Consider the following 20,825-nt stretch of genomic DNA (forward strand, 5'->3'; position numbering starts at 1 on the left):
AAGCGAAACGCCCGAGACATGCCTCGGGTGCGCCGCTGGGCATGTTTGGATTCATGCTATGACGCGACGAAAATGGTGATTTTCGAGCACCGGAGCGCAGCGTACATACTGGTACGCGAGCACCGGAGCGGAGAAAAACGCCATTTGCAGGCCGTCATCGCATAAATCTCTAGCCGCCTGCGGAAACCATGCCCGATCGCACCTGCTTGCGCAGTTCGTCGATCGGCTTGAGCACGCCCTCGTCTTCAAAGTGCCAGAATGTCCAGCCATTGCAGGCATCGAGACCCTGCGCTTTCGCGCCCATGCGGTGGATTGATCCTGCATCACCGCCCGTCGTCACAGTGCCATCAGCACGTACGATCGCAGCATGGCGCTTGCGAATATCGCTCAGAACCGCACCCGGCTTCAACATTCCGGATTCAATGATGCTGCCGAATGCGACACGCGGTTCCGCACGCTTGCTGGTCATGACGGTTAGGTCGGCGCCGGCTAGTGGGTCCACCGCAGCGATGCGAGCCGTCGCAGCATCGATATATTTCTGTTCCCGTTCGATGCCGACAAAATGCCGTCCGAGCCGTTTGGCGACGGCGCCGGTGGTTCCCGATCCAAAGAACGGATCGAGAATGACATCCCCTGGCTTCGATGAAGCCATGAGAATCCGGGCCAGCAAGGCTTCAGGCTTTTGCGTTGGGTGTATCTTGTCGCCATTCTCATCTTTAAGACGCTCCGCGCCGGTGCAAATCGGGAAAAGCCAATCCGAGCGCATCTGAAGATCGTCGTTGGCAGCCTTCATGGCTTCGTAATTGAACGTGTAGCCCTTTGATTTCTGATCGCGCGATGCCCATATCATGGTCTCGTGGGCGTTCTGGAACCGGCGGCCGCGGAAATTCGGCATCGGGTTATTCTTGCGCCAGATGACGTCGTTGAGCATCCAGAATCCGAGATCCTGCATTGTCGCGCCGACGCGGAAAATGTTGTGATAGGAGCCGATGACCCAGATCGTGCCGTTCGGCTTCAACACGCGGCGGCATGCGAGAAGCCAGGCGCGCGTGAACGCGTCATACGCCTGGAAGCTTTCGAACTGGTCCCAATGATCGTTGACCGCGTCCACCTTCGACTGATCCGGGCGATGAAGATCTCCCTCGAGCTGAAGATTGTAGGGCGGGTCGGCGAAGATGATATCGATCGAATGATCGGGCAAACGGTTGAGAGCGGCGACGCAGTCGCCTTTGAGAATGGTGTCGATCCAGGAAGTTTGCGGCGCTGCCTGGGGCAGATCATTCACGAGACGTACTACGGACATTTGATACTCGATTACTGGAGACGCTTTACATAGCGGTATGGTTACCGCACACGGTAAATATCGCGTTAAGCGCAAACGAAATCGGTGCTTGTCTTTGACCAGATGGCCATAAACGTGTAGTCGATGCCCGACACCCCCCAAAACGACCGGAGCCGCTGCTGTTGCGGCGCTATTTTGAACAGGTATGACTAATGGAACCTCAGCTTATTATTTTCGACTGCGATGGCGTGCTCGTCGATTCAGAAATTCTTGCCGCCGAAGTCGAATCCCAGCTGCTGACACAATCCGGCTACCCCATTGAACCGGAAGATATCGCCGAACGTTTTGCCGGACTGACCTGGACGGATATTCTGCTTCAGGTGGAAAAGGAATCCGGCATTCCGATTTCAGCCTCGCTGATCGAAGAATCGGCACGGCAGATGGACCATAAGCTGTGCAACGAACTCAACGTCATCGAGGGCGCCGAACAAGTGATCGCAGCATTGAAATATCCGAAATGCGTCGCATCGAATTCGATCAGTTCTTCACTGAAGATGATGCTCGAACAAAGCACGCTCTATGATCTCTTTGCCCCGAACATCTTCTCAGCCCGAGAGGTCGGTACACAGAAGCCGAAGCCGGATCCAAACGTGTTTTTGTTCGCTGCGAAGCAATTCAACGTAGATCCGGCGCGCTGCATCGTTATCGAAGATTCGAGCCATGGCGTTCACGCTGCAAGGACTGCGGGCATGCGGGTAATTGGTTTTACGGGCGGCGCCCATACCTATCCCGGCCATGCCGACAAGCTGACTGATGCCGGAGCCGAAACGGTGATCAGTCGCCATCGCGATCTGCCGGCAGTTATCGAAGCAATGACGGTGTGGTCCGAAGCAGTGTGACCGGGCCCATTGAAATTCACGCTATGACGCGGCGAAAATGCGGTTTTCGAGCACCGGAGCGCAGCGTACTTTAAGGTACGTGAGCACCGGAGCACAGAAAAGCGCCATTTGCAGGCCGTCAGAGCGCGAATAGTGCGACGCCAACCTTTTTCACTGTGTTTTCGGCTTTGATTTTGAAGCCGCGCTTGCTGGCCCTTCGTCGAAACCTATGAACACCTGAATGTTCTGCGCCGTTGGCTTTGGGAAACTCACATTGGGATCGTTGAAAACGAACTGTGTGGCAGCACCATCCGAAGCCGATATCGCCTGCTTGTGCAGCGTCGAGTACAGCACATTTGTTCCCTGAATGACGGCGACGCGGATAGGTACTGTAATTGTCCCGGGGGTGAATTTCGGACCGGGTACGACCTTGCCGGAAACGGCCACGTTCATGGTCATGGTAGCGTCGTTTGACTGGCACGACCGCGTCTGGTTCGAGATCGAAGCTTGATAGATCAGGTTTTCAGGCGTCTTGTCTGATTTTCCATAATTCGTCAGGACCGAGGTCCCTTCGCGGATCGTCACGGTGGGGCAGAACGCTGTCAATTCGGACGCTGTTATGCGTTTTTGCGCTTCCGCGGTGGCAAGCGCCTTCTCACTATTCGGGTCGTCGCTGTTGCTGCCGCTGGTCGAGCATCCCGCAAGACCCATAGCAAAAATCATTGCACAAACCGGGGCGCAAAGTTGATAGAAGGGCAAAGATTTTTGTGCTTCTGACTTCATGAACAGAACTCTCCTTGACGAACGAACCTTAAGAGGCCAAACGAAAATTCGTCAGGAAGCGGCGAAAATGGTGGTTTTCCAGTACCGAAGCGGAACGTACGTTTTGTACGTGAGCATCGGAGCACAGAAAACCGTCATTTGCAGCCCTTCCATGACGGATTTGCGGTTGGGCTCTGACGAACGAGCGTGTTCTATACCAACGGTAAGGAAATAATGCGACGGGGCATTGCAGCCTTTTTTTGACAAGGGCAGCTACAGCACTATTGGGCAAAACACATGAGGCGACCGAGATGAAATATGTGAGTACCCGGGGAGAAGCGCCGGTTTTGGGCTTTTCCGATGCGCTTTTATCCGGTCTTGCCCGTGATGGCGGACTCTATCTTCCGGAGCAATTTCCACAGTTTTCCGCTAGCGAAATCCGCTCGCTGCGCGGCAAAACCTATGCGGAAGTCGCCATTCAGGTTCTGACGCCATTTATAGCCGGCGACATAGACCAGGCCGATTTCGAGAAGATGGTGCATGAGGCCTACGGTACGTTTCGGCACGAAGCGGTCTGCCCGTTGGTGCAGACCCGGCACAACGAGTTTGTTCTCGAGCTTTTCCATGGACCGACCCTCGCCTTCAAGGATGTGGCGATGCAGTTGTTGGCGCGACTGATGGATTATATCCTGACGAAGCGTAACGAGCGCGCCACCATTGTCGGTGCAACTTCCGGCGATACGGGCGGCGCAGCCATCGAGGCATTTGCCAACCGGGATCGCACGGATATCTTCATTCTGTTTCCGCACAACCGCGTTTCGCTCGTGCAGCAGCGGCAGATGACGACATCGGCGGCATCGAATGTCCACGCGCTGGCCGTCGAGGGGAATTTCGATGATTGCCAGTCCTTGGTCAAAGGCATGTTCAACGATTTGGCCTTCCGCGATTCCCTTTCTCTGTCGGGGGTCAATTCGATCAACTGGGCGCGGATCATGCCGCAAATCGTTTATTATTTCACGGCTGCCGTTTCGCTCGGTAGCCCGGAGCGCCCGGTATCCTTCACCGTTCCGACTGGCAATTTCGGCGATATTTTTGCAGGCTACGTCGCAAAGCGCATGGGCCTTCCGATTGACCAACTTGTCATTGCGACCAACGATAACGATATTTTGACCCGCACGATCGAAACGGGAATTTATGAAACCCGGGGCGTACTGCACACGACATCGCCTTCCATGGACATACAGGTTTCTTCCAATTTCGAGCGCCTGCTCTTTGAAGCACACGGTCGGGATGCCGCCGCAGTGCGCCGATTGATGAGCGGGTTGAAACAATCAGGCAGCTTCACGATTGCCGACACTGTACTTGCCGCAATCCGCGCTGAGTTCGCTGCAGGGCGCTCTACCAAGGCTGAAACGGCCGAGGCAATCGCAAATGTCCTGAAGCAGTCCGGTTATCTTCTTGATCCGCATTCGGCCATCGGACTGAAAGTTGCGCGGGAGAAGGCCCGGAGCGAAACGCCAAGCGTTGTACTTGCCACTGCTCATCCGGCGAAATTTCCCGATGCCGTCGAGGCAGCGAGCGGCATTCATCCACACCTTCCGCTCTGGCTGGGTGACCTCATGCAACGAAAAGAACAGTACACGGTACTTCCCAACGACCTTAAAAGTGTGGAAGAGTATGTGAGCCGACATTCAAGAGCGGCGGGTAAGGAGCATTGAATGGGCGTTGAAATCAGTCGCCTCTCCAACGGTTTGACGATTGCGACAGAGACAATGCCGCATGTGGAGAGTGTAGCGCTTGGCATCTGGGTCAAGGCAGGGTCGAGGAATGAGGCCAACCATCAGCACGGCATTGCTCATCTTCTTGAACACATGGCTTTTAAGGGAACTGAAAATCGTTCTGCCTGGAAAATTGCGGCCGACATCGAAGATGTAGGCGGCGAGATCAACGCGGCCACCAGTGTCGAAACAACATCGTATTATGCGCGCGTCCTGCGAGACGACATGCCTCTGGCAATCGATATCCTCAGCGATATCATGACCGGTTCGAAGTTCGACGCTGAGGAGCTCGAGCGCGAAAAAAATGTGGTCATGCAGGAAATCGGGGCAGCGCACGACACGCCTGACGACGTTGTCTTTGACCGCTTCACGGAAGCAGCGTTTCAAGACCAGACAATCGGCCGGACAATTCTTGGAACACCGGAAACCGTGCAATCCTTTTCTTCGGCCGACTTGCGCCGTTATATGGATGAACAATACAGCGCCGAGCGCATGGTCGTCGTCGCCGCTGGCGGTGTAAAGCACGATGAATTCGTACGCGAAGTCGAGAAGCGGCTCGGTTCGTTTCGCGCCAAATCAACGGCACCGGAACCGGATCTGTCGCACTATGTCGGTGGCGATTTCCGCGAACAACGCGACTTGATGGACGCACAGGTCGTCATCGGTTTCGAGGGACGAGCCTACCACGTTCGCGATTTCTATGCTTCGCAATTGCTGGCAATGATCCTCGGCGGTGGGATGTCCTCCCGTCTTTTCCAGGAGGTGCGTGAGAAACGCGGGCTGTGTTATTCGGTCTATGCCTTCCACTGGGGTTTTTCCGATACCGGCATTTTTGGAATTCACGCCGCAACCGGGCGCAACCATCTCAAGAAGCTAGTCCCGGTTATCATCAATGAGCTGCATGAAGCTGCCCGAAACATCAGCCAGGAAGAGCTGAATCGTGCGCGTGCGCAATATCGTGCCAGCCTGCTGATGTCGCACGAAAGTGCCGCGAGCCGGGCCGGACAGATTGCACGGCAGATGCTGCTCTACGGGCACGCGGTCTCGACAGAAGAACTGGTCGAGCGTTTATCGAAGATCACGACAGAGCGCTTGACGGACCTCGCAGGCCGCCTCTTCCTCGATACAACGCCAACGATTGCCGCCGTCGGTCCGGTTGGTTCGCTAATGAAATTCGCCGATGTCCGCCAAGGGCTTACTTCTGCAACAGCAAGTCCCCGAAAAATCGCGGTCTGACGGCCAGAGAGCCTCGACGGCCATGATCGCCCTGCCCTTTCTGAAAAGCGTCGCGCCGCCCCTGCAGGGCGAGCGGCTCTATTTGCGTCCGCCACAACTTTCCGATTACCGCGCGTGGTCCACGCTTCGCGCGCAGAGCCGCGAGTTCCTCACGCCGTGGGAACCTCTTTGGGCGGTCGACGATCTGGAACGTGGAGCCTTTCGCCATAGAATTCGTCACTATGACGAAGAGGCGGCAGCCGGAACGGCGCATCCTTTCTTTCTTTTCCGCAACAAGGATTCGCGCCTGCTTGGAGGCATTACGCTCGGCAATATCCGCCGCGGTGTTGGGCAGAATGGCATGATCGGGTACTGGATCGGCGAGCCGTTTGCCGGACAGGGTTTCATGCACGAAGCCCTGGGCCTGCTTATTCCCTATGCTTTTACCAAGGTAAGGTTGCACCGGCTGGAAGCGGCCTGTATTCCAAGCAATGAAAGATCGATCCGCCTTCTCGAAAAAGCCGGATTTCAGAGGGAAGGACTGCTACGCTCATACTTAAAGATAAATGGTATGTGGCAAGATCATCTGCTCTTCTCCATGATTGAAGGCGATGTACGGCGGTAGGGAAATAAAGGTTGTATCAGTGGCATTTTTGACGGGACGGACGCTGAAAGGCTTATCGCGGGTTTTTGCGCTCGTCATTTTGTTGATATCGATGCAGTCGGCTGCGAACGCGTTCGAGACAATCAAGATCACCAAGGAAAGCACAGCGCTCGACCTGTCAAAAGCCGTCGAAGTGTACCGGAACCAAGGCGAGACTTTCCAGATTTCCACCGCACCGGGCACCGACGGCATCGTTCGCCGCATCGAGGTGCAGGCCAACGACAAGCGTTCTACCGGTGACTGGGCAGCCTTTTCCCTTGCCAACCCGACCGACGAGCAGATCGACCGGCTGATCGTCGCGCCACACTTCCGCCTCGTCGGATCGGGTTTCATCTGGCCCGACCTCGGCTCGACCCGCATCGCATCCATTACGCCGAGTGAGGGATTCGCGCTGGACCGGCAAGCCAGCGAAGATGCCGATATTTTCCTGATTACGCTCAATCCCGGAGCCGTGATCACGCTTGTGGCCGAACTGGCGTCGCCGAACCTGCCTCAGGTTTACGTTTGGGAGCCAAATGCTTACAAGGACACGGTCAACTCCTATACGCTCTACCGCGGCATTCTTCTCGGAATCGCTGGCTTGCTCGCGTTGTTCTTGACCATTCTGTTTGTCGTCAAGGGAACGTCACTTTTTCCTGCAACAGCCGCGCTGGCATGGGCGGTACTGGCCTACATCTGCGTCGATTTCGGCTTCTGGAACAAGCTGATAGAGATAACGCCTGGTAATGAACAGATGTGGCGGGCCGGCACCGAGGTGGCGCTTGCGGCGACGCTGGTGATCTTTCTCTTCACCTATCTCAACCTCAACCGATGGCATGACAATTTCAGTTATGGCGCGCTGACATGGATTCTCGGCCTCGGCATTGTCTCCGGCGTCGCGATTTTCGACCCACCGATCGCCGCCGGTATCGCCCGCTTCTCCTTCGCCCTGACCATTATTTCCGGCATCGTGCTGATCGGTTTCTTCTCCTTCCGAAGTTATGATCGCGCGATCATGTTGATACCGACATGGATGCTCCTGCTGGTCTGGTTGATGGGCAGCTGGCTCACCGTATCGGGCATTCTGGCCAATGATATCATTCAGCCGGCCCTTGCCGGGGGCCTCGTTCTCATCGTTCTCCTCATTGGCTTCACCGTCATGCAGCACGCATTTTCGGGCGGCGCGCTGCAACAGGGCCTGTTCTCCGATGTGGAGCGGCAAGCGCTCGCTATTATCGGTTCCGGCGATATCGTCTGGGATTGGGACGTGCCGCGTGATCGCGTCGTTACCACGCCTGATCTCACCAATTTCCTTGGAGCCTCGGCGAGTTCTCTGCATGGCGCCGTGCGCAACTGGTTGCCGAGCCTGCACGCGGACGATCGCGATCGCTTCCGGACGACCCTGGACGTTATTCTCGAGAACAGGCGCGGCCGCATTTCACAAACATTCCGCCTGCGTGCCAATGACGGCCACTACTACTGGTACTCGCTGAAGGCCCGCCCTGTCATCGGTTCCGATGGTGAAATTGTCCGGTGCGTCGGCACGCTTATCGATGTCACCGAGCAGAAAAAGGCAGAAGAACGCCTGCTGCACGACGCTGTGCACGATAATCTGACAGGCCTGCCGAACCGCGAACTCTTCCTGGATCGCCTGGGCTCCGTCATCACCATGGCCCAAACCGAGAGCAGAATCCGTCCAACCGTATTCATCATCGACATTGACCGGTTCAAGCAGGTCAATGACGGCCTTGGCATGTCGGCAGGCGATACATTTCTTCTGACCATTTCACGTCGTCTGCACCGCCTGTTGCGGCCGCAGGATACGCTCAGCCGTCTGGCCGGTGATCAATTTGGCCTCATTCTCGTCTCTGAGAGCGAGCCTGCCAAAATTGCCGCATTCGCCGAAGCGGTGAAACAGGCCATTCGGGCGCCGATTGCCTTTTCCAAACGCGAGATCGTGCTGACCGCATCGCTTGGCCTGATTACCTGGACGAGCGGCAGCGCCGCCTCACCGGAAGACCTGGTCAAGGACGCCGAGCTGGCCATGTTCCAGGCCAAGCGGTTCGGTGGCGATCGCATCGAGCCGTTCCGCCCGGCCTTCCGCGCAGTGGGCAGTGACCGGCTTCAGCTGGAATCCGATTTGCGCCGCGCTCTCGAACGTCGCGAAATTCACATGGCCTATCAGCCCATCATGCGTCTGGAAGACAACAGCATTGCAGGGTTTGAAGCGCTGATGCGCTGGGATCACCCGCGCCGCGGTTCCATTCCGCCGTCGGAGTTCATTCCGATTGCCGAAAGCTCGGGCCTTATCGTGCAGCTCGGTCTTTTCGCAATGCAGAAGGCGGCGGAAGACCTCGTCAACTGGCAGCGCAATCTTGGCGCCTCGCCTCTCTTTGTTTCTGTCAATATTTCCAGCAGCCAACTGATCCGGCAGGATCTGATCGATGACGTACGATCGGTGCTCCTGCAAACCCAGATCGAGCCGGCGAGCCTGAAACTGGAACTCACGGAATCCCTGATGATGGAAAATCCGGAGCGCTCCAACTACGTGCTCTCCAGCATCAAGGCGATGGGCGTCGGTGTATCGCTCGATGATTTCGGCACGGGGTATTCTTCGCTGTCCTACCTGACCTCCTTCCCGTTCGACATGATCAAGATCGACCGCTCGTTCCTGAAGGCGGATCAACCGCAGAAGGTGACACTGCTTCGTTCCATGATCAGCATGGCGCACGATCTTGGATTGTCGGTCGTGACGGAAGGCATCGAGAATGAGAGCGATGCGCTGCAACTCCGCCAGATGGGCTGCGAATATGCGCAAAGTTTCATGTTCAGCCCGCCGCTCACGCTGGACGTCGCGACAAAGCTACTGCGTGAGCAGTTCCAGCAATCTAAAGCGTCGTAGAAATCACATCAGGTTGCCCGTCAGGGTGAACTAGCTCCGATACTGCAGTTGCAAATTCGTCAGGCTGAGGCGAAAAGGTTGATTTTCGAGCATCGGAGCGGAGCGTACATTTGGGTACGTGAGCACCGAAGCGTAGAAAATCTGCCTTTGCAGCCCGGCATCACGAAGAGTGCAACTGCAGTATTAGGCGTGTCCGGCGACAGTGGCCAGCCGCGACGGATCAACGCCCATATAGGCTAAAATCCGATCGTACTTGCTGTCGATATCGGTATCGAAAAGCAGTTCCTGCGACGCCTTGCAGGTGAGCCAGCCATTGTTGGCGATCTCGGTCTCTAGTTGACCCGAAGCCCAACCGGAATAACCCAGAGTCATCAAGGCTTTGCGCGGTCCGCGGCCACCGGAGATGGCACGCAGTATATCCACAGTTCCCGTCAGGCAAATCTCTTCTGCTACCGGCATGGTTGAATCGGTGAGATAATCGTCAGAATGCAGGACGAAGCCTCGCCGCATTTCGACCGGTCCGCCATTGCGCACCAGAAAATCGCGCGTCCGTTCAGGCATCATGATTGCCTGTTGCTCGTCGAGAACACCAAGTTGAACGAGGATATCCGAAAATTCCATGTCCTGGACACGATTGATAATCAGGCCCATAGCGCCCTTTTCGGAGTGCGCACAAACATAGATGACCGAGCGCGCAAACCGGCTGTCGTCCATTCCCGGCATAGCGAGAAGGAACTGTCCATTCAGAAATCCGGTCTCTTTGTTGGCGTCTCTGAAAATCTCCATGAGAATAAAGGTACCAAGGATTCTGTAAATGACAACGGCTTTGGGTAACGAATTGTAAATGATGCTGAAATCCCTCAGCCGCGCACGTATTGCGGGATTACTTCTCACGCAGAAATGATGCGCAAAATCAGTCACATCCTTGATAGTGCCCAAAAGGCCTGTAAAGGTCGAAAAATGAAAACAGAACTGCTCTTTCTTGCTGCCGTGATTGCGTTTACCGCTCCGGCGCATGCAAATTCCGAATGGACGAAGACGCCAGGCGGCAACGTCAGGCTCGTTATCGACAATCCTGTCCAGCCATCGCCCGAGATCCGCGGAGCGATAGAGATCAATCTCGATCCGGGCTGGAAAACCTATTGGCGAGAACCCGGTGATGCGGGTGTGCCGCCCGAACTTGATCTCACCGAAAGCACCAACATCAAAAGCTATGCGCTTTCGTTTCCAACGCCGCACCGCTTCGACGACGGCAATACCCATTGGGCAGGATACAAGAAACCGGTCTCCTTGCCGCTCACGCTCACGCTCGCCGATCCTGCCAAGCCCGCCCATCTGAAGGGCCATGCGTTTCTTGGGATTTGCGAGACGATCTGCATCCCTGTCAAAGCGGAGTTTGATTTTAGCGTCGACAACACCAAACCCACCGACGCGTTGACGAAAACGCTTATAGATGCGGCCTTCGAACAGCTGCCGGGCGAAGCGTCGGCGACATTTGGCGCGCGCAGCGCGACACGCAAGGATGATCATGTGAGAGTAACGGTCGACCTTCCTGCCGATGATCCAAACACCGACATTTTCGTCGCGGGCGATGGAGCCGTTACATTCGGCATGTCGAAACTGAAGGACCGGCAGGCAAATGAAGCTGTTTTTTCCGTGCGGATCATCTCCGGAAAGGACAAGAAAACGCCCCCTCTCAACTACACGCTGGTTCAAGGGAACAAGGCTGTCTCCGGAACCGTTGACGTGCAGGAATAACGATCAAAAATTCTCGACTTTTGCAAGTGCGCACCCTATGTGCGGAAGGTCTCATATCACATCTCACAGGGAGCTATTCATGACGATCAAGGTGGGCGAGCGTTTGCCGGACGCTGTATTCAAGACGAAATCGGATGAGGGCGTCAGTGAAGTCCGCTCCGAAACGCTGTTCAAGGGCAAGAGAATTGTTCTCTTTGCCGTTCCTGGCGCATTTACGCCGACCTGCAGCATGAACCATCTACCAGGTTATCTTGAAAACAGAGATGCAATTCTGGCAAAGGGCATCGACGCAATTGTCGTGGTAGCCGTCAATGATCCGCATGTCATGGGTGCCTGGGCCAAGGCAACAAATGGCGAGGGCAAGATTCAATATCTCTCGGACGGCAATGCTACCTTCACCAAGGCCGTCGGTCTCGATGTCGATCTCGGTGCCGGCAATATGGGCATACGCTCCAAGCGGTATTCAATGTTGGTCGAAGACGGCGTGGTGAAGCAACTCAATATTGAAGAGTCTCCTGGTCAGGCTATCACCTCGAGCGCAGCGACCATTCTCAATCAGCTTTAGGAGAAACTCGTATTGGGGTGGGGATAAGTTTTGGATACAGATTCAAAAAACCCCTCCCTGGCGCTTTGCGCCTTCCCTCCCCACAGGGGCGAGTGAAGAGACATTTTGCTGTCGGTGCTCGGTTTTGGCAATGCTGCTGTGCGTGGTTCGACAAGCTCACCATGAGGGAGGTGGGTTGATTGCAGGGAGCGAAATTCTGCAATGCTGGCGATTGTCGTTGCAACACTCTACCTCCCTCATGGTGAGCTTGTCGAACCACGCACAGCAGCATTGCCATCCGGTAAATCAAGCAGCCTTGAAGGCACCCCGATCAACCTCCAGACAAAATAATCGTGGCTGTTTATCCACGCGCCTGAAACCTGAGCTATCCTGTGCCCGTCCTTTCCATGGGGAGCTGCTTCCGGAGCCGTTCGAAAGTGGGGAAGGACGGCGTGTCAGCGGGCGGGCAACGGACCCGAGCGCTGGCCGACCTGTTCGTCTTCGGAGGTCAATCTGCGCATTCCAGGCAGATATTGCCTCCATTGTTGACGCCAACGCCAATCGTGCGGACACTGCACCGACGGCGACGACGGGCCCGGACTCCAGGCGTTCATCCACTCGCCCTTCGGAACAAGCAGAAGCTGGCCGGCAGGGGGACAACGTTAGCGGGCGGTCTTCGGATCGCATTATTTATCTACAAAGACGCGCTTCGACGACCGCCCGTCTTCCCACAATGCAAAGCAATGGCCAGACTCTGATGAGGGCGTGGCAAGGGAGAAGCACACCCGGTTCTTTGAAACTATCAATCACACAAATCCGCACCGGAGCACAGGAAAGCGCTATTTGCAGCCCGCTTGGCGAGTTGTCGGTCAGGCTCTTAAACTTGCGGCATTCGCTTCTGTTTGAAAGGCGCCATGCCAGCGCGTGCAAGCTCATCGGCACGTTCGTTCTCCGGATGGCCGGCATGCCCTTTGACCCAGTGCCAGACCACCTTGTGCCGCTTGCGCGCTTCATCCAGCGCCTGCCAGAGTTCGGCATTCTTCACTGGCTTCTTCGCGGCAGTTTTCCAGCCGTTGCGCTTCCAGCCGTCGATCCAGCCAGAAATACCGTCACGAACATAGACCGAATCCGTATAAAGATCGACGTGGCACGGCTCCTTCAGGGCATTCAAAGCCGAGATCGCCGCCATCAACTCCATACGGTTGTTGGTCGTGTCGGCTTCACCGCCAGAGAGTTCCTTTTCATTGCCGTTCCAGCGCAGAACCGCACCCCAGCCTCCCGGACCGGGATTGCCGGAGCAAGCGCCATCGGTAAAAGCCTGAATCTCCTTCACACCTTGGACCCTTCCAGGATAAGTCCGTACTCTTCTGCCGACTTGATCTGGCGGTGAAAGCGCATCCGGCGGATGTATTCCATCGGGTCTTTTTTGACAACGAGGCTGCCTTCCGGCGTGTTGAGCCAATCGTACAATCTTGTGAGCATGAAGCGCAACGCCGAACCGCGTGCAAGGATAGGCAAGCTTGCGGCTTCGTCTGCCGAGAGCGGGCGAACGGAGTTGTAGCCCCGAAGCAAGGCCGTGCCTTTGGTGAGATTGAAAGAATGATCCTTTTCAAAGCACCAGGCGTTCAGGCAAACGGCCACATCGTAGGCAAGCAGATCGGTACAGGCGAAATAGAAATCGATCAGTCCCGACAATTTGTTTCCCAAAAAGAAGACGTTGTCTGGAAAAAGGTCGGCATGGATAACACCCGAGGGCAAGTGCGACGGCCAGTTGGACTCGAAGAAGGCCAGATCGGTCTCTGTCTCGTCAGCAAGGCCTGGTTCAACCCGATCGGCACCGGCCTTGGAATTGTCCCACAGGGGCCGCCAGCCTTCTACCGAGAGCGCATTGGGGCGGCGCATGGGGAAATCCTCGCCTGCGACATGCATCCTCGCCATTGCCTCGCCCAAGGCAAAGCAATGCTGCACTGTCGGGCGGCGCATCCACATGCCTTCGAGAAAGGTCACAATCGCAGCAGGCCGACCAGCCAGTTCACCGATGCTTGATCCGGACTTCTGGTTCACTGGCAAAGGACAGCGTATCCCCTTGCCCGCCAGATGGCGCATCAAACCGAGAAAGAACGGCAGATCGTTGCTGTTCACACGTTTCTCGTACAACGTCAGAATGTACGATCCAGTGCTGGTATGCAGCAGATAGTTGGAGTTTTCGACGCCCTCGGCAATGCCCTTATACGAAAGCAGCTCGCCGATATCGTAGTCTTTGAGGAAATGCGCCAGGTCGATTTCATTGATGTCGGTGTAGACGGCCATTTGTTAGCTCTTACCGGCTGCCGTTGACGAATGCCATATCGGCGCTCGTCAGTTCCACGTCCCGCAGGTCCCGCATCACATGGAAATTTTCGGTCTCGATGGTTGTTTCGGCAAGTTCAATCGACACGATATACCGCTCCGAAAAGGACTGGATGATTTCGTCAACGATGATCTCCGGAGCTGAAGCGCCCGCGGACAATCCGACCACCGAAATGTTGCCGACCCTGCTCCAGTCGATGTCGCCGGCTCGTTGAACCAACAGAGACTGTACGGCGCCCGACCGCTCGGCGACCTCGACCAACCGCTTTGAATTGGACGAGTTCGGCGCCCCGACGACGAGAAAAAGGTCGCAGCCCGGAGCAGCGGCCTTCACAGCCTCCTGGCGGTTCGTCGTGGCGTAACAGATCGATTCCGCGGCCGGCGCTGTCAGTGCGGGGAAACGGCGCTGCAAGGTCGCGATGATCCCGGCAGTGTCATCAACGGAAAGCGTTGTCTGCGTGACAAAGCCGAGATTATCGGGATCGTCAGGGACATACGTCTCAGCATCGGCGATCGTTTCGACCAGCGTGACCGCACCTTCGGGCAATTGACCCATCGTACCGATGACTTCCGGATGGCCTGAGTGACCGACGAGAATGACATGGCGGCCGAGCCGCTGGTGGCGCATCGCCTGCTTATGAACCTTGGAGACCAGCGGGCATGTTGCATCCAGATAGAAAAGGTTCTTGCTAGTCGCATCGGAGGGAACCGACTTCGGCACCCCGTGCGCGGAAAAGACCACGGGCTGACTGCGATGCTCCGGAGGAATTTCGTCGAGTTCTTCGACAAAAACCGCTCCGCGAGCCTGCAAGCCTTCGACGACGTAACGGTTGTGCACGATCTCATGGCGGACGTAGACAGGCGCGCCATATTTCTTCAACGCCAAAACGACGATCTGGATGGCGCGATCCACACCGGCGCAAAAACCGCGCGGTCCGCACAGGCGGATTGTCAGTGGTTTCTTGTCAGCCATCGTATCGTGTCTCATCGAAGCGTTGCGGTGCTGTTGGAATTGGGCGGCAATCAGCGCGAAGTCAAGTCCGAAGCTTCAGATTGGCTCACCTCGGGCTCGTTTGAATTTTTGGGATGGTATCTCTGCCAGAGCGAAATTCCCGCGATAGCAAGAAGCGTCGCGGCAAGGCCATACCAGGTTACCGCATATTGCAGGTGGCTGTTCGGCAGATCGATGATCGTCACACCGCCGACCGGCAGGCCCCCGGGATTTGGCGTCTTGTCGGCATCGATGAAAAACGGAACCAGCTTGTCATTGGCGATACCCGACTGCCCCGCCATGGTCGTCAGGTCTTTCCAATAGTAAATATTGGTCATGAGGTCGTTATTCGGCACGATCGACGAAGGCTTGTCATAAAGCGGGTTGCGCGCAAGCCCCGTCACAACCACCTGTCCCTCGACTTCGCCTTGCGGCCGTGTCACCGAATTCTTCTTGTCATAGGGAACAAAGCCACGATTAACGAAGACCGCGCGCCCATCGTCAAGCAAAAGCGGCGTATAGATGTAGAACCCGGAAGTGCCTTCATAGGTCGCGAAATAGTGACGCTCGCGATCATTAAGCAGCTGGCCGGTCACTGTAACCGTCCGGTAGTCGACATCCTTTTCAGCCGCCCAGACCTTCTCGATTTCGGCAAGCGGTGCGGGCTTCGCATGGGTTCGAGCCTCTATCTCCGCCAGCAAGCCTTCCTTCCAGTAAAGGCGTTCGACCTGCCATGTCCCGAGGGCGATCAAGATCGCGAAAACGATTGCACCGAGGACAAATTTCATCCACGGGAAGCGGTTGCTTGGTTGAGTCGTCACGCGGTCAGTCATGGCTCTCCGGCGTATCAAGCCGACCCTCTGCGGCTTTATGCTTGTACTGCAAGGCTATCAAAATGCCCTTCATCCAGCGCAACGCCGCGAGGCAGAGCACGAGAGCCAAGGGTATCCACAGGATAAAATGCAGCCACAATGGTGGATCGAGCGTCACCTCCATCCAGAGAGCAAGGCCGACGACAATGAAGCCGATCAAGAGCATCACCAGAACTGCGGGACCCTCGCCCGTGTCGATGAATGAATAATCCAGCCCACAGCTCGAACAGCGCTTCGCCGGTGCGAGGAATCCATCGAACAACTTCCCCTGCCCGCATCGAGGACAGCGCGCCTTTACACCGGCAACTACCGGGTCAACTGGTGCGTAAAGCGCCGTATCTTGATTCATGGTCCTGTGCCTCAAGGCCGGAGGGGCTTTACTGTGAGTATATCGGATGGTTGTGCAGGAATGTGCTGAAAAAGTGAGAGCGGTCGTGTTTCCACGACCGCCCGCAAATTTCAAACTACTTCCCTTATTCCACTGCTATCGGAGCACCCCAGGAGGCCCATACATAGATCGAGAAGAACAGGAACAGCCAGACCACGTCAACGAAGTGCCAATACCATGCAGCAGCCTCGAAGCCGAAATGTTTGTTCGGCGTAAAGTCACCGCGCAGCGAACGAAGCAAGCATACGGCGAGGAAGATGGTTCCGATGATGACGTGGAAACCATGGAAACCCGTCGCCATGAAGAATGTCGCACCGTAGATCGAATCCTTGAACGCAAATGGAGCGTGAATGTATTCGTAGGCTTGCACGGTAGAAAAGAGCAGGCCGAGCAGGACGGTCAGCGTTAGGCCAGTGATCAGGCCCTTGCGATCATTGTGGATCAGAGCATGATGCGCCCATGTGACCGTCGTGCCGGACAAAAGCAGGATGACTGTATTGTAAAGCGGCAGGTGCAAGGGGTCGAGAACTTCAATACCTTTCGGGGGCCATACGCCGCCGGTGAATGCTGTCCGCGCTACTTGCGCTGCTTCTCCGGGAAAAAGGCTGGCATCGAAGAACGCCCAGAACCAGGCAACGAAGAACATCACTTCCGAGGCAATGAACATGATCATGCCATAGCGCAGATGCAGCGAGACTACGCGCGTGTGATGCCCTTCCTTGCTCTCCTTGATCGTGTCGGACCACCAGCCGTACATCGTATAGAGAATGATCATCACGCCTATAAGCAGGATCCAGGGGTTTGTGAGATTGGCGCGGAAAAGGACAAGCTCGCCGCCGGCATGGTAACGCATGAAAGCGATGCCGCCGATCGCAAGAACAAACGCCCCAACCGAGCCAAGAAATGGCCATGGGCTGGGATCGATGATGTGGTAATCGTGGTTCTTTTGGTGCGTCTCGGCCATTCTAACCCTCGCAAGGTCTGATCATTGGTTTTGACACCGGACTAAGCCGGCGCGTTTTAGAGTTGTCCTGATGTACCATTCTTCTTGCCCCCGGTATTGGCAGCAACGGGTGCTGGCATAGGGATTGGGAAGAATGTGTAGGATAAGGTGATTGTGTTGACGCCCTTCAGTTCAGGCGCGTTGACGATGTCCGGATCGACAAAAAAGACGACCGGCATTTCCAGATCTTCGCCTGGCTTGAGGACCGTATCCGTGAAGCAGAAGCACTCGACCTTGTTGAAGTAAGCACCCGCAGCCTGCGGCGTCACGTTGAATGACGCTCGCCCTGCAGTCCGCTTATCGAGGATGTTCTTCGCTTCATATTTGATCAGCCTCGTTTCGCCGATATTCATCGTGACTTCCCGCTGCACCGGCTCGAACTGCCACGGCAAACCGCCAGATGTATTGGCGTCGAAACGCACGGTGATTTTTTTGTCGAGAATGGTATCGGACATCTGCTCGACGCGCTGGGTCGTGCCACCATATCCGGTAACCTGACAGAACATGGCGTAGAGCGGGACGGCGGCAAACGCCATACCCACCATGCCAAAGAAGAAGGCGAGGCAAGAAATCGCGATCGTCCGGTCGGAAACCTTGCGTTTCTGTGCAGCTCCGCTCATTGCACGGGCCTCGTTACGGGTGCCGTCTGCGAAGAATGATTGGCGCCGATTTTGGCCCATGTCCCGACATAGACAACGACGACAAACGCAGCCAATGCCAGCGCGAGCGCCAAGGAGCGGCTGCGTTGTGCCCGCTTCTGCTTCTCCGTGAGGGTTACCATGTCGTTGCTCATATCAAACACCAGCTACCAGAAATGCCTTGCGAACCAGAATCTCGCCGAGGAGCACCGCGTATAAACTGAAAAGATAGAAAATGGAGAACGCGAACATCTTCTTGGCAGGCCTCAACATCGCATCGCCAACTGGAGCGCGCCACACAGTGAAAGCCGAAGCAAGAAAGGCACCGCCCATCGCGATGGCAAACAGGCCATATGCTGGCCCGGCGAATCCCATGATCCAAGGGAGAACGCCAACCGGTGCTACCAGCAAAGTATAGAGAAAAATCTGAAATTTCGTCGATGCGGCTCCCGCCACATTGGGCATCATCGGAATTTTCGCCTTCTCATAGTCATCAGACATGAACAGCGACAAGGCCCAGAAATGCGGCGGTGTCCACAGAAAGATGATGAGAAAAAGGACGATGCTTTCCATGCTCACAGAATTCGTGACCGCCGCCCAGCCGATCATGGGTGGAAACGCACCCGCTGCGCCACCGATAACGATGTTCTGCGGCGTGGAACGCTTCAGCCACATCGTATAAATGACAGCATAGAAGAAGATCGTGAATGCCAGCAGAAATGCCGAGAGAAGATTGACGAACAGGCCCAGCGTCACGACTGAGAAAGCCGATAGCAGAAGACCAAATGTCAACACCTCTCCGCGCGAGATACGTCCTGCAGGGATCGGCCGCTTGGAGGTGCGCTTCATAATGGCGTCGATGTCGGCGTCGTACCACATGTTGAGCGCACCTGAGGCACCTGCCCCGACGGCAATACAAAGGATGGCGATGGCCGCCAAGACAGGATTTATCTGGCCAGGAGCAGCCATCATTCCAACGAAGCCGGTAAAGACAACCAAGGACATGACGCGTGGCTTGAGCAGCGCAATATAATCCGATGCGTTGGCTTCCGAGAGGCCAATGCTCGCATCAAGATTTGCGTTTTTCTCAATCAGTGCCATTTGGATCCGTCTTGTCTATTCAATGCCGGGACAACCTTTTGGAAGTCCCGGCATTGACGTGTTTTACTTGATGCGTGGGAGCTGTTCCCACTGGTGGAACGGCGGCGGCGATGAAAGCTGCCATTCGAGTGTCGTAGCGCCCGCCCCCCAGGGATTGGCTCCAGCCTCACGCTTTTTGGCGAACGCCTCGAATACGCCGAAGAGGAAGATCAGGACGCCAACGCCGGAGATGTACGAACCGATCGACGATACTTCGTTCCAGCCTGCGAAAGCATCCGGGTAATCGATGTAGCGGCGCGGCATGCCTGCGAGACCAAGGAAATGCTGCGGGAAGAAAACCAGATTGACGCCAATGAACATCACCCAGAAATGCGTGTGGGCAATTTTATGGTTGTACATGTAGCCAGTCATCTTCGGGAACCAGTAGTACCAGCCGGCGAAGATGCCGAACACTGCACCCAACGACAGCACGTAGTGGAAATGCGCGATCACGTAGTAGGTGTCATGCAGCGAACGGTCGAGACCGGCATTGGCCAACTGAACGCCCGTCACACCACCAACGGTGAACAGGAAGATAAAGCCGATCGCCCAGACCATTGGCGGCTTGAACTCGATGGACCCACCCCACATTGTGGCAATCCAGGAGAATATCTTGACGCCAGTTGGAACCGCGATGACCATTGTGGCGAACACGAAATAGCGCTGCGTATCTAGCGACAGGCCCACGGTATACATGTGGTGGGCCCAGACGATAAACCCGACGACGCCGATGGCAACCATGGCGTAGGCCATTCCGAGATAACCAAAGATCGGTTTACGCGAGAATGTCGAAACGATGTGGCTGATGATGCCGAAGGCCGGCAGAATCATGATGTAAACTTCAGGATGACCGAAGAACCAGAACAGATGCTGGAACAGGATCGGATCACCACCGCCTTCAGGCGCGAAGAATGCCGTGCCGAAATTACGGTCGGTCAAAAGCATCGTGATACCACCAGCCAAAACCGGGAGCGCCAGCAGCAGCAGAAACGCCGTGATCAAAACCGACCAGGCAAACAGCGGCATCTTGTGCAATGTCATGCCGGGAGCGCGCATATTGAAGATCGTGGTGATGAAGTTGATGGCACCAAGGATCGACGATGCACCGGCAATGTGTAGCGCGAGAATGGCGAAATCCATCGCTGGGCCAGGCTGGCCTGATGTCGAGTATGGCGGATAGATCGTCCAGCCACCGCCCGTACCAAAGCCACCGGCAGGACCTGGAACGAACATCGACAGTATCAACAACAGGAGCGCGGGCGGGAGCAGCCAGAACGAAATATTGTTCATGCGCGGGAAAGCCATGTCCGGCGCACCGATCATGATCGGAACCATCCAGTTGGCGAAACCGCCGATGAGCGCAGGCATCACCATGAAGAAGATCATGATCAGACCATGTGCGGTCGAAAACACGTTGTACATCTGCTTGCCGGCATCGATAGCCGCATCGCCTTCAAAGCCATAGACCATGGAAGCAAGACCGTGGAAAATCTGGATGCCCGGCTGTTGCAACTCGGCGCGCATGGCGATCGAAAGCGAACCACCGATAAGGCCGGCTATGATCGCGAAGATCAGATACAGCGTGCCGATGTCCTTGTGATTGGTCGAATAAACCCAACGCGTCCAGCCTGTAGGCTTGTGAGCGTCGTGTGCTTCGTGAGCTGCAGAACCTGCCATCAAAG

20 protein-coding genes are annotated in these 20,825 nt (G+C 55.9%); 7 read left to right on the forward strand and 13 right to left on the reverse strand.

All coding sequences use genetic code 11. The annotated features are described in order from the left end of the window. Positions 1-169 precede the first annotated feature (169 nt). The gene (locus N8E88_RS31165; protein ID WP_262293903.1) at positions 170-1,303 is read right to left on the reverse strand and encodes a site-specific DNA-methyltransferase; all 1,134 of its coding nucleotides are present in this window, start codon (positions 1,301-1,303) and stop codon (positions 170-172) included. A 191-nt stretch (positions 1,304-1,494) separates the two neighbouring features. Between N8E88_RS31165 and N8E88_RS31170 the strand changes: the two genes are divergently transcribed. Beyond that, the gene (locus tag N8E88_RS31170) at positions 1,495-2,181 is read left to right on the forward strand and encodes an HAD family hydrolase (RefSeq protein WP_262293904.1); all 687 of its coding nucleotides are present in this window, start codon (positions 1,495-1,497) and stop codon (positions 2,179-2,181) included. Positions 2,182-2,331: 150 nt separating this feature from the next. Here the strand turns inward: N8E88_RS31170 and N8E88_RS31175 are convergent, their stop codons facing one another. Beyond that, positions 2,332-2,943 carry a hypothetical protein gene (locus tag N8E88_RS31175; RefSeq protein ID WP_262293905.1) on the reverse strand — a complete coding sequence of 204 codons (612 nt, stop codon included), beginning with the start codon at positions 2,941-2,943 and terminating at the stop codon, positions 2,332-2,334. Between the two features lie 290 nt (positions 2,944-3,233). Between N8E88_RS31175 and thrC the strand changes: the two genes are divergently transcribed. The 4 genes from thrC (at position 3,234) to N8E88_RS31195 (ending at position 9,460) form a co-directional block, all read left to right on the forward strand. After that, on the forward strand, positions 3,234-4,640 hold the full coding sequence (gene thrC, locus N8E88_RS31180) for a threonine synthase (protein ID WP_262293906.1): 1,407 nt from the start codon (positions 3,234-3,236) through the stop codon (positions 4,638-4,640). Beyond that, positions 4,641-5,936 carry a M16 family metallopeptidase gene (locus N8E88_RS31185; protein WP_262293907.1) on the forward strand — a complete coding sequence of 432 codons (1,296 nt, stop codon included), beginning with the start codon at positions 4,641-4,643 and terminating at the stop codon, positions 5,934-5,936. A 22-nt stretch (positions 5,937-5,958) separates the two neighbouring features. Then, on the forward strand, positions 5,959-6,540 hold the full coding sequence (locus N8E88_RS31190) for a GNAT family N-acetyltransferase (RefSeq protein ID WP_262293908.1): 582 nt from the start codon (positions 5,959-5,961) through the stop codon (positions 6,538-6,540). Between the two features lie 91 nt (positions 6,541-6,631). Further along, positions 6,632-9,460 (forward strand): EAL domain-containing protein, encoded by a 2,829-nt coding sequence (locus N8E88_RS31195; RefSeq protein ID WP_262295702.1) that lies wholly within the window; start codon positions 6,632-6,634, stop codon positions 9,458-9,460. A 183-nt stretch (positions 9,461-9,643) separates the two neighbouring features. Here N8E88_RS31195 and N8E88_RS31200 read toward each other — a convergent pair whose 3' ends face one another. After that, a complete protein-coding gene (locus N8E88_RS31200) occupies positions 9,644-10,246 on the reverse strand; it encodes a YqgE/AlgH family protein (RefSeq protein ID WP_114432193.1) in 603 nt (200 codons plus the stop codon). A gap of 174 nt (positions 10,247-10,420) precedes the next feature. Here N8E88_RS31200 and N8E88_RS31205 point away from each other — a divergent pair, with 174 nt between their 5' ends. Beyond that, complete coding sequence (locus tag N8E88_RS31205) at positions 10,421-11,218, forward strand: protein-disulfide reductase DsbD domain-containing protein (protein ID WP_262293909.1); 798 nt, start codon at positions 10,421-10,423, stop codon at positions 11,216-11,218. Between the two features lie 79 nt (positions 11,219-11,297). Then, positions 11,298-11,783, forward strand: coding sequence for a peroxiredoxin (locus N8E88_RS31210; RefSeq protein WP_262293910.1), 486 nt, complete (start codon positions 11,298-11,300; stop codon positions 11,781-11,783). Positions 11,784-12,639: 856 nt separating this feature from the next. Here N8E88_RS31210 and rnhA read toward each other — a convergent pair. The 10 genes from rnhA to ctaD form a co-directional block, all read right to left on the reverse strand. Next, positions 12,640-13,095: a ribonuclease HI gene (gene rnhA / locus N8E88_RS31215; protein ID WP_262293911.1), complete on the reverse strand. Its 456-nt coding sequence runs from the start codon at positions 13,093-13,095 to the stop codon at positions 12,640-12,642. Beyond that, positions 13,092-14,072 (reverse strand): homoserine kinase, encoded by a 981-nt coding sequence (locus tag N8E88_RS31220; RefSeq protein ID WP_262293912.1) that lies wholly within the window; start codon positions 14,070-14,072, stop codon positions 13,092-13,094. The genes rnhA and N8E88_RS31220 overlap by 4 nt, the downstream gene beginning before the upstream one ends. A 10-nt stretch (positions 14,073-14,082) precedes the next feature. Continuing rightward, a complete protein-coding gene (gene ispH, locus N8E88_RS31225; protein ID WP_262293913.1) occupies positions 14,083-15,084 on the reverse strand; it encodes a 4-hydroxy-3-methylbut-2-enyl diphosphate reductase in 1,002 nt (333 codons plus the stop codon). 50 nt (positions 15,085-15,134) lie between these two features. Continuing rightward, the gene (locus N8E88_RS31230; RefSeq protein WP_262293914.1) at positions 15,135-15,935 is read right to left on the reverse strand and encodes an SURF1 family protein; all 801 of its coding nucleotides are present in this window, start codon (positions 15,933-15,935) and stop codon (positions 15,135-15,137) included. Continuing rightward, positions 15,928-16,323 carry a DUF983 domain-containing protein gene (locus tag N8E88_RS31235; RefSeq protein WP_262293915.1) on the reverse strand — a complete coding sequence of 132 codons (396 nt, stop codon included), beginning with the start codon at positions 16,321-16,323 and terminating at the stop codon, positions 15,928-15,930. The genes N8E88_RS31230 and N8E88_RS31235 overlap by 8 nt, the downstream gene beginning before the upstream one ends. Positions 16,324-16,447: 124 nt before the next feature. Continuing rightward, a complete protein-coding gene (locus N8E88_RS31240; RefSeq protein ID WP_262293916.1) occupies positions 16,448-17,326 on the reverse strand; it encodes a cytochrome c oxidase subunit 3 in 879 nt (292 codons plus the stop codon). Positions 17,327-17,382: 56 nt separating this feature from the next. Further along, complete coding sequence (locus tag N8E88_RS31245) at positions 17,383-17,985, reverse strand: cytochrome c oxidase assembly protein (protein ID WP_262293917.1); 603 nt, start codon at positions 17,983-17,985, stop codon at positions 17,383-17,385. Next, the gene (locus tag N8E88_RS31250) at positions 17,982-18,158 is read right to left on the reverse strand and encodes a cytochrome c oxidase system small membrane protein (protein WP_262293918.1); all 177 of its coding nucleotides are present in this window, start codon (positions 18,156-18,158) and stop codon (positions 17,982-17,984) included. The genes N8E88_RS31245 and N8E88_RS31250 overlap by 4 nt, the downstream gene beginning before the upstream one ends. Position 18,159: 1 nt before the next feature. Further along, complete coding sequence (gene cyoE / locus N8E88_RS31255; protein WP_262293919.1) at positions 18,160-19,104, reverse strand: heme o synthase; 945 nt, start codon at positions 19,102-19,104, stop codon at positions 18,160-18,162. A 63-nt stretch (positions 19,105-19,167) separates the two neighbouring features. Continuing rightward, the gene (gene ctaD, locus N8E88_RS31260; protein ID WP_114432781.1) at positions 19,168-20,820 is read right to left on the reverse strand and encodes a cytochrome c oxidase subunit I; all 1,653 of its coding nucleotides are present in this window, start codon (positions 20,818-20,820) and stop codon (positions 19,168-19,170) included. Positions 20,821-20,825 lie beyond the last annotated feature (5 nt).

Origin of the sequence: Phyllobacterium zundukense (assembly GCF_025452195.1) — a bacterium.
Classification (GTDB): Bacteria; Pseudomonadota; Alphaproteobacteria; order Rhizobiales; family Rhizobiaceae; genus Phyllobacterium; species Phyllobacterium zundukense_A.